Here is a 15081-nt window from a genome sequence, read left to right as displayed (position 1 = left end):
GAACCGAATCCGGCGCGCCCCCGCCGATCGGCAGCCCGACTCGCGGTGCTGGGCGAGCGCGAGTTCACCCGGTTCTTCCTCGGGTACACGACCTCCCTCCTCGGGTCGGCGATGGCCCCCGTCGCGGTGGCCTTCGCGGTGCTCGACCGGGGCGGCAGCGGCACCGACCTCGGCTCGGTGATGGCCGCCCGGATCCTCCCCGTGGTGCTGGTGCTGCTGGCCGGCGGGGTGATCGCGGACCGCTTCGGCAGCCGCCGTCTGATGCTGGGCTCGGACGTCCTTCGCGGCGTCGTGCAGGGGCTGTTCGCGGGGCTGCTGGCGGCCGGGCACGCGCCGGTGTGGGCGATGGTCGCCCTGGTCGCTGTCTGGGGCGTCGGCGAAGGGCTGTTCATGCCCGCGTTCGGCGCGATCGTGCCCGGTCTGGTGCGCCGCGAGGAGCTGCTGGCGGACGGCAACACCCTGTTGGGGCTGTCGCGTTCGCTGTCCACGGTGGCCGGGCCCGCACTGGCCGGTCTGATCACGGCGGCGTGGGGCCCGGCGGTGGTGCTGCTGATCGACGCGGTGACGTACGGGGTCGGCGCCCTCGCGCTGGTGGGGCTCCGGCCGCCCGACCGGCCGCGGGCGGCCGGTGGGGAGTCGGTGCTCCGGGAACTGCGGGGCGGCTGGTCGGAGTTCGCCGCCCGCCCGTGGCTGTGGATCACCACCGCGCAGATGGGCCTGTTCAACCTGCTGGTGTGGGCGCCGTTCCTGGTGCTCGGCCCGCTCACCGCGCAGCGGGCGCTCGGCGGTGCCCGGGCCTGGGGCCTGGTCATGGGCGTGTACGGCGCGGGCGCGGTGCTGGGCGGTCTGCTGATGCTGGGCCGCCGTCCCGGGCGCCCGCTGGTGGTGGCGACCGTGGCCGGGCTCGCCTGGGCGCTGCCCTCCGCCGCGCTGGCGGCGGGGGCGCCGCTGGTCTGGGTGGTCGCCGGTGCGTTGGTGGCGGGGGCGGGGTCCGCGGTGTGCGGGACGCTGTTCGCCACCACGACGCAGCGCTGGGTCCCCGCCGAGTTGCTCGGCCGGCTGACCTCCTTCGGATCGCTCGGCGCCTTCGTCCTCGGCCCGCTCGGGTTGGCGGCGGCCGGGCCGCTGGCCGCCCGGTTCGGTGTCGGGCAGGTGCTGCTCGTCGGGGTGGTCTGGCAAGTCGCCTCGGGAGCCGTAGTGTTGGGCGTACCGGCCGTACGGAATCGGCGCTGGGAGGAGGACCCGGACGACTGACGCACCCCTCGGACGGCTTCGGGGCGCACCCCCGGCCACCGGTGCGGCCCACCGCGCACCGTATCCGGCCGGCCCCGGAGCGCAGCCGGTCGCTCCGCCCACGCGTGTGTGCCTCCGCGGCGGGCGGGGTGGCCGGGTCGGTCGTACCGTGGACGGTGGGGGTACGGAGGAGGTCCACCATGCCCGGTTCGCTCACCATCAGCCACCACGAGACCGCCGTCACCATCGACCACACCGACGCGGAGCGCCTGGCGACCGTCCTGGCCGAGTTGGCGTACCTGCTGGACATTCCGGGGCCGAACCGGGTCAACGAAGCCCAACTGGCCGTGCTGTGCGAGGGGCGCCGCCCGGACCGCGACGAGCTGTCGCACTGGGCGCGGGCGCTGTCCACCGAGCTGAAGGGGCGGCTCTGACCGACGCTGCCCGCCGAACCGCGGGGGCGGCTCCGACCGGCGCTGCCCCTCGGACCGCAGAGGTGGCTCCGGCCACGGGCCTTCCCCGCCGGGTCGGCGTTCCCGCCGACGGCCGGGCTGCCCCGACGTACGATGGCGCGGGCGGCCCGGTCGGGCGCGCCCTCGGGCTGTCGGGTCGGCCGGCGGCAGAGCCGGTGGAGGGTGGGGACCCGAGCGTGCCGCAGTCCTGGTCGTTGTCCTGGCTGACCGTGCCGACCCCGCTGCCGAGCGGTCCGATGCACATCGCGGTGACGCCGCTGGGTGTGGCGGCGGCCGGCTACGGCGCGCGGGACGGCGAGACGCCACCGTGCACCGATCCGGAGAAGAGCGCCGCCGTCACCGAGCGGATCGGTGCCTACCTGGCGGGCCGCACCCGCGAGTTGGGTCTGCCGATCGACTGGAGCCTCAGCTCCGGCCCGCACCGCGCAGTGCTGCAGACGCTCTGGCGCGAGGTGCCGTACGGGCGGACCATCACCTACGGCGAACTGGCCGCGCGCAGCGGGGTCTTCGAGGACGTCGCCGAACCGGGTCTGGCCGCCCGTACGGTCGGGCAGATGATGGCGGCGAATCCCGTCGCCCTCTTGGTGCCCTGCCACCGGGTGGTGGCGGCGGACGGGATCGGCGGTTTCGGCGGTGGTCGGGTGGGGATCGAGGTGAAGCGCTGGCTGCTGACCCTGGAAGGGGTGTTGGAGCCGACGCTGGACTGGGACGGCCCGCTGTAGCCCCCGCCGTCGCTACGGCTGGAGGGGCCGGGCCGGGGCGTGCGGTGAGGCGCGCGGTGAGTCGAATGTGCCGGATTGCGGCGCGGACGGGCCACTCGATGGGGGAAGATGGTCCGCGGCCCGCCGGTCGGCTCGCATGCGTCGTCTGCAGCGCATGCACCGTGCGCGTCGTGCGCGCCGTCCGCACCGCCACGTCGCCCCACCGTCCGCGACCTCGAACCGGTCTTACCGACCGGGACGGTCGAATCGGTCGGCCCGGTCGAATCGGGCACGATAACCGGGCATATCGATCAGGTGATCTAGTCGTACTATTTGTTCGGTTATTCGGAACCACTCGAATGAGTGATTGCGGTCTGCCTCCGAACGGGCCCACCATGAACCCGCAACATGAAGTCGCAACATGAATGTGCAAGGCGACACTTCATCGGGTTTGCGAAGGGCTCCCCATATGTCGACCGAAACCAACGCCGGGATCTCCGCGCCGGGTGCGCAACCGGGGATCCGGCAGCAGCAGGCACTGAGCACGGCGGGCGCGCGGAACCTCGCCACCACCACCAAGTCCGCGCCGCAGATGCAGGGCATCAGCCCGCGTTGGCTGCTCAGGATGCTGCCCTGGGTTCAGGTGTCCGGCGGGACCTACCGGGTCAACCGCCGTCTGCGCCACAAGGTCGGCCGCGGCCGGGTGAGCTTCGTCAAGACGGGTTCCGAGGTGCGGATCGTCCCGCAGACGCTGACCGAGGTGCCGGTGCTGCGCGGCTTCCAGGACGAGGCCGTACTGGAGGAGTTGGCCGGGCGCTTCACCCAGCGCCAGTTCGAGGCGGGGGACGTCCTGGTCTCCGCCGGCTCGCCGATCAGCGAGGTCTTCCTGATCGCGCACGGCAAGCTCGACCGGATCGCCACCGGCAAGTACGGCGAGGAGGCGGTGGTCGGCACCCTCGCGGACGGCGACCACCTGGGCGACGAAGCGCTCCAGGAGGAGGGCGACACCTGGCCGTACACCGTCCGCGCCGTCACCTCCGGCACCGTGATGGCGCTCCCCTGGCCGTCCTTCCAGGAGCTGCACGACCGCTCGGACGCGCTCCAGCTGCAGGTCATGGAGTACCTGAACGGCTTCCAGCAGGCCCAGAACAAGCACGGTGAGGCCGCGATCGACCTCTCCGCCGGGCACCACGGCGAGTACGACCTGCCCGGCGCGTTCGTGGACTACGAGCTCAAGCCGCGCGAGTACGAGCTCAGCGTCGCGCAGACCATCCTCAAGGTGCACACCCGCGTCGCCGACCTCTACAACGAGCCGATGAACCAGACCGAGCACCAGCTCCGGCTGACCATCGAGGCCCTGCGCGAGCGCCAGGAGCACGAGATGATCAACAACCCGGAGTTCGGCCTCCTGGAGAACGCCGAGTACGACCACCGGATCCAGACCCACTCGGGCCCGCCCACTCCGGACGACATGGACGAGCTGCTCAGCCGCCGCCGCAGCACCAAGATGTTCCTGGCCCACCCCAAGGCCATCGCCGCCTTCGGCCGGGAGTGCAACAAGCGCGGCCTCTACCCGGGCACCGTCGAGGTCGAGGGCAAGCACGTCAACGCCTGGCGCGGGGTGCCGATCTTCCCGTGCAACAAGATTCCGATCGTCGGCGGGAACACCAGCTCGATCATCGCGATGCGCGTCGGCGAGGACAACCAGGGCGTCATCGGCCTGCACCAGACGGGAATTCCGGACGAATACCAGCCGGGCCTTTCGGTGCGGTTCATGGGAATCGACGAGAAGGCCATCATTTCCTACCTGGTGAGCACCTACTACTCGGCCGCGATCCTGGTACCGGACGCGATCGGCGTGCTGGAGAACGTCGACATCGCCCAGCGTTGACAACCGGCTCGCGTCCCACCGAGCCCGATATCGCGCCATCCGCGCCGCCCGGCCGGGGATTTCCGCCCCGGCCGGGCGGCGCGCCGCGACGCGTGGGGCACAGCAGGTCATTCCACTCCACGACAGGCGTCCTCACAGGGGGAGAGAACACATGACGAGCTCCATGCTGGAGCGGGACCACAAGGAGGGCCACGAGGCGGCGGACATCCTCGCCCGTGCCCGCGGGCTGGTCGACCCGGTCCTGCGGACCGCCGTCGACTCGCTGCCCGGCATGATGCGCAAGGTCGCCGGCTACCACTTCGGCTGGTGGGAGGCGGACGGCACGCCCTCCGAGGCCTCCCCCGGCAAGGCGATCCGCCCGGCGCTGGTCCTCGCGGCCACCCAGGCCCTCGGTGGCACCCCCGGCGCGGCCGTCGCCGCAGCCGCCTCGGTGGAGCTGGTGCACAACTTCACGCTGCTCCACGACGACGTCATCGACCGGGACGAGACCCGGCGCCACCGGCCCACCGCCTGGCGGGTGTTCGGCACCACCGAGGCCGTCCTGGCCGGCGACGCCATGCACTCCCTCGCGTTGAGCCTGCTCGCCCGGGACACCCACCCGGCCGCGCGTGGTTCGATCCGCCGGCTCGCCGACTGCGTGGTCGAGCTCTGTGAGGGCCAGCAGATCGACTGCGCCTTCGAGTCGCGCAACGACGTCTCGCTCGCCGAGTGCCTGGCGATGGCCGAGGCCAAGACCGGCGCGCTGCTCGGCGCCGCGTGTGCGATGGGTGCGCTGTACGGCGGCGGGTCGGAGGAGGCGGCGCAGGCGATGGACGGCTTCGGCCGCGAGATCGGCCTGGCCTTCCAGCTGATCGACGACCTGATCGGGATCTGGGGGGACCCAGCGGTCACCGGCAAGCCGGTCGGGGCGGACCTGGTCGCCCGCAAGAAGTCGCTGCCCGTGGTCAGGGCGCTGGGTTCCGGCACCCCCGAGGGGGCCCGGCTCGCCGAGCTGTACGCACTGGAACGCCCGCTCACCTCGGAGGAGTTGGCGCAGTGCGCGGCCGCCGTCGAGGGGGCCGGCGGGCGCAGCTGGGCGCAGGGCGAGTCCTGCGAGCGGATGGCGGCGGCGATGGCCCAGCTCGCCGTGGCCGTACCGGAGCCGTCCGCAGCCGACGAGCTGCTGGCACTCGCCGAGCTGGTGACCCGGCGCACTCATTGAGCGCTGCGGCTCGGTGCCGCGGCATCTCCGAGCGGTTCGGCGCCCCGCAGTGCGGCGCCCCTGAGCGTTGCCGCCACGGCTGAGGGCTGCGGCCCCCTCGAGCGCCGCGGCCCACTGCCGTTGGGCGCTGCGGCGTGGGCCGAGCGCAATGGCGCCCGCGGACGCCTGCGGACACCCGCGGACGGCCGCCCTGGCGGCGGGAGCCGTGTGTTCCCCGGTGGCGCGGGGGGGGGGGGGGGGGGCCCCCCCCACCCCCCCCCCCGGGGCCCCCCCCCCCCCCCCACCCCCCCCCCCGGCCCCCCCCCCCCGGGCGGGCCCCCCCCCCCCCCCCCCCCCCCCCCCCCCCCCCCGGGGGGGGGGGCGGGGTGTGCCCCGGGGGGGGGGGGGGGGGCGCGGCGCCCCCCCCCCCCCCCCACTCCGGGGCGCGCTCAGCCGAAGGCGGCCAGCAGTCGCTGCTCCTTCGCCGGTTCGATGCCCTGCCGCAACGCCGACCCCGGCACCCGCTTGCACCCCTCGGCGTCGGTGTCGTCCGCCGGTCCGCGTTCGCGCAGCCACTCCCAGGTGTCCCGCGCGGTCTCGGCGAACGGACGGCAGCGCAGCCCGGCGGCCCGGGCGCGGCTGCTGTCGACCTGCCAGATGTACTTCCACTCCGGTAGGTCCGGCGCCCAGAAGGGGAGTTCGAGCCAGGGGGCGACCTGGTCCGGCCCGTCGGCGAGCAGCCGGTCGTCCGCGACCCAGACCAGCTCGGTGTCCGGCGCGCCCGCGACCTCCCGGCAGGTCTCCAGCCACTCCCCGAAGGTCAGTCGGCCGGGCGGCGCCGTGGTGAGGAAGCGGCCGGTCGTCCCGGCCTCCAGCCGGTCGAGTCCGAAGACGGCGAAGTCCCGGACGTCGATCACCTGCATGGTCCGCTCGGGGTCACCCGGGGCGAGCACCCGTCCGCCGCGCGCCATCCGCTCCAGCCACCAGGGCAGTCGGCCGCCGCGCTCGTGCGGTCCGACCAGCAGCCCGCTGTTGAGGATCAGCGAGCGCTCGGCGCCGAAGTCCTCCAGTACCGCGCGCTCGCAGCCGGCCTTCAGCTCGCGGCCGGAGGACTGCTCGGGCGGGGCGTCGGCGGGGCAGGGGAGCAGCTCGGCGTCCTCGTCGATCACCCGGGTGGCCCAGTCGGCGTACGCGTGCACGGAGGAGACGAAGGTGTAGTGGTCGGCCCGCTCACGCAGCAGCCGAGCGCTGAGCGAGGCCTGGGCGGGCTGCTGGGCCGAGGTGTCGACGACGGCGTCCCAGCTGCGGCCCTCGACCAGGCGGGCGACGTCCGCGGCGCTGTCGCGGTCACCACGGACGGACTCCACCCCGGGCGGATCGGCGGCGCCGAGGCCGCGGTTGAAGGTGGTGACGTGGTGGCCGCGGGCGAGGGCCTCGACGGCATAGGCCCTTCCTAGGAAGGACGAGCCCCCGAGAAGGAGGATCTTCATACCGGCCAGCCTCCCCCCGACCGCCCCACCCGCACGCTCCGATTCGCGCTGGGCAGAGCGGCCGCCCAGGTGCGCCGGTCCGCGTTGCGGCGCGGAGTACCCGACATGCCGCCCCTCCCCGCCCCACCTAGCATCCCAGATGTGCCGATTCGTCCCTGTTTCGGCACGGAGGGCAGCGGACCGCCCCGACGGCACCGCACGGAGACGGCACCGCACGGAGACGGCATCGCAAGGAGACGGAACTGCACGGAGGCCCCGCACGGAGGCCCCGCCCACCCCCGAACCGAACGGACGAAGGACCCCGATGAACCAGCCCGAGCTGGAGGCCCTGGCCGCCGACGCGTACGTCTACGGCTACCCGCTCGTCGCCGGCCTCACCATGGTCGAGCGCTTCGCCAAGGGCGGCCTGGGCACCCTCCCGGCGGCGCCGTTCAACCACTTCAGCCACGCGACCCGGCTGGCCGGCCCGGGTGACCGGTTCGTCTCCGTGAACAACGACACGATCTACTCGATCGCCCAACTCGACCTTTCCGAAGGCCCGTTGGTGCTGCACGTGCCGGACACCGACGGTGCCTACCACGTGCTCCAGTTCGTCAGCGCCTGGACGGAGAACGTCGCCTACCTCGGGCGCCGCGCCACCGGGACGGGCGCCCAGACCTGGCTGATCGTCCCACCCGCCTGGCACGGCGACCCGCCGGACCCGGACCGGGTGATCGAGCTGCCCACCACCGTCGGCACCATCGTCGGCCGCTTCGCCTGCGCCGGCCCCGGCGACCTGCCGCGGGTCAAGGCCCTGCAGGCCGGGCTCGTCCTCGAACCACTGGAGCCCGGCGGCCTGGTCGCCGGACTGCCCGAGCCCGACCCGGAGGTCCCGGAGCGGCTCGCCTTCTTCGAACGCCTGCGGGTGTGGATGCAGGCCTTCCCGCCCGCCACCCCCGACATCGAGTACCAGCGCCGGTTCGCCCCGCTCGGCCTGTTGGACGACGGCGCCTCGCCGTACCGCGCGGCCGCCCCGGAGTGGACCCTCGCCCTCGCCAAGGGTCTGGCCGCCGGACGCGAACGGGTCGAGGACGCCACCCGCCCGCCCGAGGACCACCCGCCCGGCGAGTGGCGCTCCGCACTCCACCTCTTCGACTACAACCTCGACCACCTCGGCCCCGGCACCGTCGACGACCCCGAGTGGCGCATCCCCGACCGCCGCGCCGCCTACCTCAGCCGCGCGGCCGCCGCCCGCGCCGGCCTGTGGGGCAACCACGCCTACGAGGCTTCCTACGCGATGACCTACGAGGACTCCGACGGCCGCCCGCTCACCGGCGCCGACAGCTACACCCTCCGCTTCGAACAGCCCCCGCCCGCCGAGGCCTTCTGGTCCGTCACGATGTACTCCGTCCCGGACTACTTCCTGGTCGAGAACCCGATCAACCGCTACTCCATCGGCGACCGCACCCCCGGCCTCGTCTACGGCGACGACGGCTCGCTGACCCTCACCCTCCAGCACGACCCGCCCGAGGACCCCTCGGCCGCCGCCAACTGGCTCCCCACCCCGCCCGGCGAGTTCCGGCCCATCATCCGCATCTACCAGCCGAAGCCGCCCGTCCTGGACGGCACCTACCAGATCCCCCCGATCCACCGCACCTGACACCGGTCGGCCGGGCCGCACCGGCCGGGCCTCACCGGCCGGGCCTCACCGGGGTCCGGTCAGTGCCCCGACGGCTGCGCCGGGGCGGTGCCGGTCGGGTGCGGCGACGGGGTGCCTGCGGGAGGCGCCGAAGGGGACGGCGTGCCGGTCGGTGTGCCGGAGTGCGACGGCTGCGAGGAGGGCGAGCCGGTCGCCGAGGGCGGCGGTGACGTCGGGCCGGCGCCGCTCGGCGACGCCGAGGTCGACGGTGACGCCGACGGCGAGGACGTGGCCGAGGCAGGGGCCGAGGGTGTGGGAGGAGCGCTGCTGCCGGGGGTCGAGGACGGTTCCCCCGAGGAGGACGCCGATCCGCCGCGGTTCTGCGGTCCGCCCTCCAGGGTGACCACCGCCTGGGACGGGGGCAGGGCGATGCGGGCGGTCCAGTGGGTGGCGGGTGCGAGGTCCTCGTCCACGGTGACGATCACCGTGATCCGCTGCCCCGGTGCCAGCGTTCCCGCCTCACGGCTGAGCCGGAGCCAGCCGGCGTCCGTCACGGCGCGCCAACGAATCTCGGTCGCGCCGGAGTTGGTGAGGGTGAGCACCGTGCGGCTGCCGTACTCGGCGGCCTCGACGGTGAGCAGTCCGGCCGGGTCGGCCGGACCGGCTCCCGGGTTGGTGGCCCGGTCCGCGCCGGGGGCCGGGGCGGCGACCAGGGTCGGACTGCTGAGCGGTGTCGCGCCCCGGCTCGGGACGGGGACCAGCGGTCCCTGGAAGGTGAGCCGTGGGAACCCGGGCAGCAACGTTTCTGCACCGCCCGCCCCACCGGCCCCCGCCCCCGCCAGCTCCAGCCCCGGCATCCCGGCCCCGCTGACCGCCTCCGCCGGAACCCCCGCCGCCCACGGCTGCGGCGGCCGTTGGCCGGCCTCCTGCCCGGCCTCGTCCACCCGGACCGCCGAGACCGAAGCCGCCGACCCCGGTCCGCCGCCTCCCCGGTGGCCGGCCCAGAGCGCGACCACCGGCGCCGCCAGCACCGCCGCGAGCACCCCGGTGGTCACCACCCGCCGACGCACCGCCAAGCCGCGGCCCGCGTCCGGCGCCCGGTGCCGGGGGAAGCCGCTGTGGTCGAACCGCAGCCCCGGCTCGGCGGGCACCGCGCCCCGCCGCTCCGCTGCGCGCGACGACGGCAGGTACGCCACCCCGCCCACCGAGCCACCCGTACCCGAAGGACCCGAAGAACCCGAAGGACCCGCCGGATCCGCAGTACCCGCCGGATCCGCGGCTACCGACGACCCGGCCGCCCCCGGGGCCGGCGCCGCCAGCAGCGGCAGGCCCGACAGCCCCGCCCCGGCTCCCGCCGCGCCCTCCGCCGCCTCCCCGGCGGCCACCCGCTCCGCCGTCCCGCGGCAGGTCGGGCAGTCCACCACGTGCTGCACCAGTTCCCGCCGCAGCGCGGGCCCGAGCACCCAGTCCCGCCAGGACTCCGCCCCGGCCCCGCCGAGCCGGTCCAGTTCCGGGCAGCTGCCCACCCCGAGCACCAGCAGCGCCGCCCTGGTCCGGGCCACCTCGGCCTCGGCGGTGGCGAGCAGTTCGCGGGTCCGGTCGAACGGCAGGCCCAGCACCGCCGCCACCTCGAGCGGCGTCAGCCGGTGCCGGACGGACAGCTCCAGCGCCTCGCGCTGCTCCGGGTCCGTGCCGGCCGCCTCCGGCCAGGCGAGCGAGGCCAGCTCGCGCCGCCGCCGGGCGGCCTCGGCCTCGGTCGGTTCGGTTCCGGGTTCCCGGGCGGTCCCGTCGGCCAGCCGCCGCAGGCAGCAGTAACGGGCCAGGGAGAACAGCCAGGCCCGGACCAGCCCGGGCTCGGTGAGCCGGCCGCCGTGCCGCCGCGCGAGTTCGCCGACCTCGCGCAGGGCGTCGGTGGCGGCGTCGTGCTCGCACAGGACCGAGAGGCAGTAGGTGAACAGACCGTCCACCTGGCGGTCGTACTCCGCCGACACGGCGGCGGCCCGCGGCCCGGGCACGGCGCCGACAGCCCCAACAGTTCTCGTCGTCACCCGTCCGACGGTAGGGACATCGAGCCGTCCGACCCCGCGCTTCGCCGCGTATGTACTTCTTTCGGGTAACAACATCGCCCATCTGTGTGGGTCCGCCGGCGAGGTCCGGCACTGTTCGCGGCGGACCGGCGCGCTCGACGCCGTCGCTGCGGTGCGACAGAGCCGTCGCTGCCACCCGCCACCCCGTCCTCGCGGCCGCCCGCCCTGCCGCCTCGCCCGCCCCGCCGTCCCCACCCCCGTACCCATCGCCGTCGCTGCCGCCCGCCGCCCTCCCGAAGCGCCCGCCGCCCCGGCGGACCGGCGCTGTCGTACCCAGGCGCTACCGTGGGCCGCATGCCTCCGCGTTCCAAGACCACCGCCAAGCCGCGCCCGGCCTACCGCTGCACCGAGTGCGGCAACCAGCTGCCCAAGTGGGTCGGCCGCTGCCCGGAGTGCAACGCCTGGGGCACGGTCGAGGAGTACGGCGCGGTGCCGATCCGCACCACCGCCGCCGGCCCGGTCAGCGCGCCCGCCCGCCCGATCGCCCAGGTGGACGGCCAGGTCGCGACGGCCCGTTCGACGGGCGTGCCGGAGCTGGACCGGGTGCTCGGCGGCGGCCTGGTCCCCGGCGCGGTGGTCCTGCTGGCCGGCGAGCCCGGCGTCGGCAAGTCGACCCTGCTGCTGGACGTCGCCGCCAAGGCGGCCACCGACCGGCACCGCACGCTGTACGTCACCGGTGAGGAGTCGGCCGGCCAGGTGCGGTTGCGCGCCGACCGGATCAACGCGCTCTCCGAGCACCTCTACCTCGCCGCCGAGTCGGATCTCGGCGCGGTGCTCGGGCACATCGAGGCGGTCAACCCCGGCCTGCTGATCCTGGACTCGGTGCAGACCATCGCCTCGGCCGAGCTGGACGGCGCCCCCGGCGGCCCGGCCCAGGTCCGCGAGGTGGCGAACGCGCTGATCCGGGCGTCCAAGGAGCGCGGCATGGCCACTCTGCTGGTCGGCCACGTCACCAAGGACGGCCAGATCGCCGGCCCGCGCCTGCTGGAGCACCTGGTGGACGTGGTGCTCAGCTTCGAGGGCGACCGGCACGCCCGGCTGCGCCTCATCCGTGGGGTCAAGAACCGCTACGGCGCCACCGACGAGGTGGGCTGCTTCGAGCTGCACGACGAGGGCATCGTCGGCCTGGCCGATCCCTCCGGCCTCTTCCTGACCAGGCGTGACAAGCCCGTGCCCGGCACCTGCCTCACCGTCACCCTGGAGGGGAAGCGCCCCCTGGTGGCCGAGGTGCAGGCGCTGATGGTGGATTCGCAGATCCCCTCCCCGCGCCGGACGACCTCGGGTCTGGAGTCGCCCCGGATCGCGATGATCCTGGCCGTGGTCGAGCGGCACGGCGGGGTGAAGCTCGGCAAGCAGGACATCTACACCGCGACGGTCGGCGGGGTGAAGCTCAGCGAGCCGTCCGCGGACCTCGCGGTCGCGCTCGCGGTGGCCAGTTCCTCCACCGACACCCCGCTGCCGAGCAACCTGGTGGCGATCGGCGAGGTCGGCCTGGCGGGCGAGGTACGGCGGGTGACGGGCGTGCAGCGCCGGCTCGCCGAGGCGCACCGGCTGGGCTTCACCCACGCCCTGGTCCCGCCGGACCCGGGCAAGGTGCCGCCGGGCATGAAGGTGGTCGAGGTGGCGGACATCGGCGAGGCGCTGCGGGCCATCCCGGGCCGCCGCCGGGCGGCCGCCAAGCCGCGCGCCGAGGCCCGTACCGAGGTGCGTGGTGAGGCTCCGTCGGCGCCGCCGGCCCCGCGCGCGGCCCGGGTCCCGGCCTTTCCGGAGGAGCTGATGGCCGGGTGGGAGCCGCTGGACTCCGACGAACTGCGCTGACCCAAGCCCTGCCGAAGCCGCACGCAGTTAGACTCTCCCCAGTCTCATTGGCCAGAAGGCAGTACCGGAGCGGTACTGAGCGACAGAGCAACAGACCGCGGACCGGCGCACGGCGTGAGGCGCGCGGCACGGGTCGACCGGAGGAGTCACGTGGCAGCCAGCGACCGGGGGGCGGACAAGGCCTCCCGCGAGGAGGCCCTGCTGCGGGCTTCCCTCACCGCCATCGCGCCCGGTACCGCGCTTCGTGACGGCCTGGAGCGGGTTCTGCGGGCCAACACCGGCGGTCTGATCGTGCTGGGTTTCGACCGGACCGTCGAGTCCCTGTGCACCGGCGGTTTCGTCCTGGACGTCGAGTTCAGCGCCACCCGGCTGCGCGAGCTGTGCAAGCTCGACGGCGCGGTGGTGCTCGACAAGGACATCACCAAGATCGTCCGGGCCGGTGTCCACCTCATGCCGGACTCGACCATCCCCACCGACGAGACGGGCACCCGCCACCGCACCGCCGAGCGGGTCAACCGGCAGACCGGCTACCCGGTGGTCGCGGTCTCGCACTCGATGCGGCTGATCGCCATGTACGTCAACGGCACCCGCCGGGTGCTGGAGGACTCGACCACCGTCCTGTCCCGCGCCAACCAGGCGCTGGCCACCCTGGAGCGCTACAAGCTGCGCCTGGACGAGGTCGCCGGCACGCTCTCCGCGCTGGAGATCGAGGACCTGGTGACGGTCCGGGACGTCACGGCCGTGGCCCAGCGCCTGGAGATGGTCCGGCTGATCGCCACCGAGATCGCCGGCTACGTGCTGGAACTAGGCATCGACGGCCGGCTGCTCTCGCTCCAGCTGGACGAGCTGATCGCGGGCGTGGAGCCGGAGCGCGAGCTGGTCGCCCGGGACTACTTCCCGGAGCGGGCCGCCAAGAAGGGACGGACGGTCACCGAGGTGCTGGCCGACCTGGAGGCGCTGACCCACGCCGAGCTGCTGGACCTGCAGACCGTCGCCAAGGCGCTCGGCTACTCCGGCACGCCGGAGTCCCTGGACTCGGCCGTGGCCCCGCGCGGCTACCGCCTGCTGGCGAAGATCCCGCGCCTGCCCAACACGGTGATAGAGCGCCTGGTCGAGCACTTCGGCGGTCTGCAGAAGCTCCTCGCCGCGAGCATCGACGACCTGCAGACGGTGGAGGGCGTCGGCGAGACCCGCGCCCGCTCTGTCCGCGAGGGGCTGTCCCGTCTTGCCGAATCGTCCATCCTGGAGCGCTACGTCTGACCGACGCGCCTTCGGTGTACGGCCGGCCCCCGAGGAGAAACGCTTCCTCGGGGGCCGTTCGACGTTTCCGCGCCTTCCCGGCCTGAGCGGCGTCCCCCGCCTGGTCGCGTCCCCGGCCTGATGGTGTTCCCCGGCCTGATGGCGTTCCCCGCTTGATCGCGCCCCCGGCCCGAACGGCCCCCCGGCTTGACCGCGTTCCCCGCCCTGAGAGGGTCCCTCGGCCCGGAAAACGCCGGAGCCCCGGCCGCGCCTGCGGTCGGGGCTCCGGCGGAGGAGCGGCGGACGTGACGGGTGCTCAGCCGTCCAGTCGGATCGAGGTCCGTGCGGACACCTTGTCACCCGAGAGCCCGGTGAGCTCCGCGAGCACCACGTAGGTGCCGTTCGCCGGCGGGGTCTGGTCGGGCGTCGCGCACTGCGGCTTGCTGCGGCTGCGGTCCCAGGTGAAGGTCTCGGTCTGGCTGCCGTTGGCCGGGATCTGCACCCAGATGCTGCCCTTGTCGGGCGGGCAGTCGCCGGAGGACCAGACCCGGTCGTTGTTGTTGCCGCTGACCGTGATCACCGAGGCGGTGCGGCCCAGGTCCACCCGGCAGTTGCTGCCGGAGGAGTTCTTGACCGTCAGGGCCAGCTTTGGCTTGTCCTTGGCCTGGTACGGGTTCTGGCTGGGGTTCAGCTCCAGGGCCACCTGCGAGGAGGCGCACACCGGCAGCGCCATCACCTCGGGCGTGTTCACCGCGGGAGCGCCGCCGCCGGACCCGCCGGAGCCGGCCGAGGACCCGCCACCGGTGCCGCCCCCCGAGCCCGCCGTGCCGCCGCCTGCGCCGTTTCCGCCGCCGCCACCGGAGCCGCCCGCCCCGCCCGCGGGCGCCGGGTTGGCGCCGCCGCCGGAGCCGCCGCTGAGGCCGACGTCGCTGCCGCCCCCGCTCACCGGTCCGCCGCTGCCGCCGGTGCCCCCGGTGCCGCCCCCCGGGCGCGCCGCAGGGCCGCTCGGCGAGGCGCCGGGCGTGATCGACTGCGCGGGGGTCTGGGTCGGTGCGGCCTGCGCCGCCCTGCCCGGCGATCCGTCGTCACCGCCCCCGCCCTGATCGGTCATCAGCCAGGCGATCAGGGCGATGACCGCCGCGACGGCGGCGAGCACGACGACGCGCCGACGCCAGTAGATCGAGGCCGGCAGCGGTCCCACGGGTTGACGCAGAGAGGGCACGATCAAACTCTACGAGACTGTGTGTGCCGATTGACCCACCAACACCGCACAGTCGCCCCTTCCTTCACATGATCCGCCGTTTGAGCCGTTCGAGGGAGCACCAGGAGGCGGGTCCCGAACGCTTCCGAG

At 74.5% G+C, this 15081-nt stretch carries 11 protein-coding genes; 8 read left to right on the top strand and 3 right to left on the bottom strand.

Annotated features, from left to right (window positions below):
• The first annotated feature begins 45 nt into the window (after window positions 1-45).
• From ACGF07_RS17110 to ACGF07_RS17090, 5 genes are all read left to right on the top strand, one after another.
• Window positions 46-1254 (top strand): MFS transporter, encoded by a 1209-nt coding sequence (locus ACGF07_RS17110; RefSeq protein WP_392899467.1) that lies wholly within the window; start codon window positions 46-48, stop codon window positions 1252-1254.
• 179 nt (window positions 1255-1433) lie between these two features.
• Window positions 1434-1667, top strand: coding sequence for a hypothetical protein (locus tag ACGF07_RS17105; protein WP_350744412.1), 234 nt, complete (start codon window positions 1434-1436; stop codon window positions 1665-1667).
• A gap of 215 nt (window positions 1668-1882) precedes the next feature.
• A complete protein-coding gene (locus tag ACGF07_RS17100) occupies window positions 1883-2428 on the top strand; it encodes a methylated-DNA--[protein]-cysteine S-methyltransferase (protein ID WP_392899463.1) in 546 nt (181 codons plus the stop codon).
• Window positions 2429-2876: 448 nt separating this feature from the next.
• Window positions 2877-4298: a family 2B encapsulin nanocompartment shell protein gene (locus tag ACGF07_RS17095; protein WP_392899462.1), complete on the top strand. Its 1422-nt coding sequence runs from the start codon at window positions 2877-2879 to the stop codon at window positions 4296-4298.
• A gap of 151 nt (window positions 4299-4449) precedes the next feature.
• The gene (locus ACGF07_RS17090) at window positions 4450-5499 is read left to right on the top strand and encodes a family 2 encapsulin nanocompartment cargo protein polyprenyl transferase (protein WP_392899459.1); all 1050 of its coding nucleotides are present in this window, start codon (window positions 4450-4452) and stop codon (window positions 5497-5499) included.
• A gap of 428 nt (window positions 5500-5927) precedes the next feature.
• Here the strand turns inward: ACGF07_RS17090 and ACGF07_RS17085 are convergent, their stop codons facing one another.
• Complete coding sequence (locus tag ACGF07_RS17085) at window positions 5928-6968, bottom strand: NAD-dependent epimerase/dehydratase family protein (protein WP_392899457.1); 1041 nt, start codon at window positions 6966-6968, stop codon at window positions 5928-5930.
• Between the two features lie 304 nt (window positions 6969-7272).
• Between ACGF07_RS17085 and ACGF07_RS17080 the strand changes: the two genes are divergently transcribed.
• A complete protein-coding gene (locus ACGF07_RS17080) occupies window positions 7273-8607 on the top strand; it encodes a DUF1254 domain-containing protein (RefSeq protein ID WP_392899454.1) in 1335 nt (444 codons plus the stop codon).
• Window positions 8608-8666: 59 nt separating this feature from the next.
• On the opposite strand, the gene ACGF07_RS17075 is transcribed toward ACGF07_RS17080, so the two are convergent.
• Window positions 8667-10634: a sigma-70 family RNA polymerase sigma factor gene (locus tag ACGF07_RS17075; protein WP_392899451.1), complete on the bottom strand. Its 1968-nt coding sequence runs from the start codon at window positions 10632-10634 to the stop codon at window positions 8667-8669.
• A 333-nt stretch (window positions 10635-10967) separates the two neighbouring features.
• Here ACGF07_RS17075 and radA point away from each other — a divergent pair, with 333 nt between their 5' ends.
• Window positions 10968-12491, top strand: a complete 1524-nt coding sequence (radA, locus tag ACGF07_RS17070) for a DNA repair protein RadA (protein WP_350745853.1) — start codon at window positions 10968-10970, stop codon at window positions 12489-12491.
• Window positions 12492-12692: 201 nt separating this feature from the next.
• A complete protein-coding gene (gene disA / locus ACGF07_RS17065; RefSeq protein ID WP_392899650.1) occupies window positions 12693-13751 on the top strand; it encodes a DNA integrity scanning diadenylate cyclase DisA in 1059 nt (352 codons plus the stop codon).
• A 295-nt stretch (window positions 13752-14046) separates the two neighbouring features.
• Here the strand turns inward: disA and ACGF07_RS17060 are convergent, their stop codons facing one another.
• Window positions 14047-14952: a hypothetical protein gene (locus ACGF07_RS17060; RefSeq protein WP_350745850.1), complete on the bottom strand. Its 906-nt coding sequence runs from the start codon at window positions 14950-14952 to the stop codon at window positions 14047-14049.
• Between the last annotated feature and the right edge of the window lie 129 nt (window positions 14953-15081).

The organism is Kitasatospora sp. NPDC048194, assembly GCF_043202455.1.
Lineage (GTDB): Bacteria > Actinomycetota > Actinomycetes > Streptomycetales > Streptomycetaceae > Kitasatospora.
This window is presented reverse-complemented; position numbering and strand designations above follow the sequence as displayed.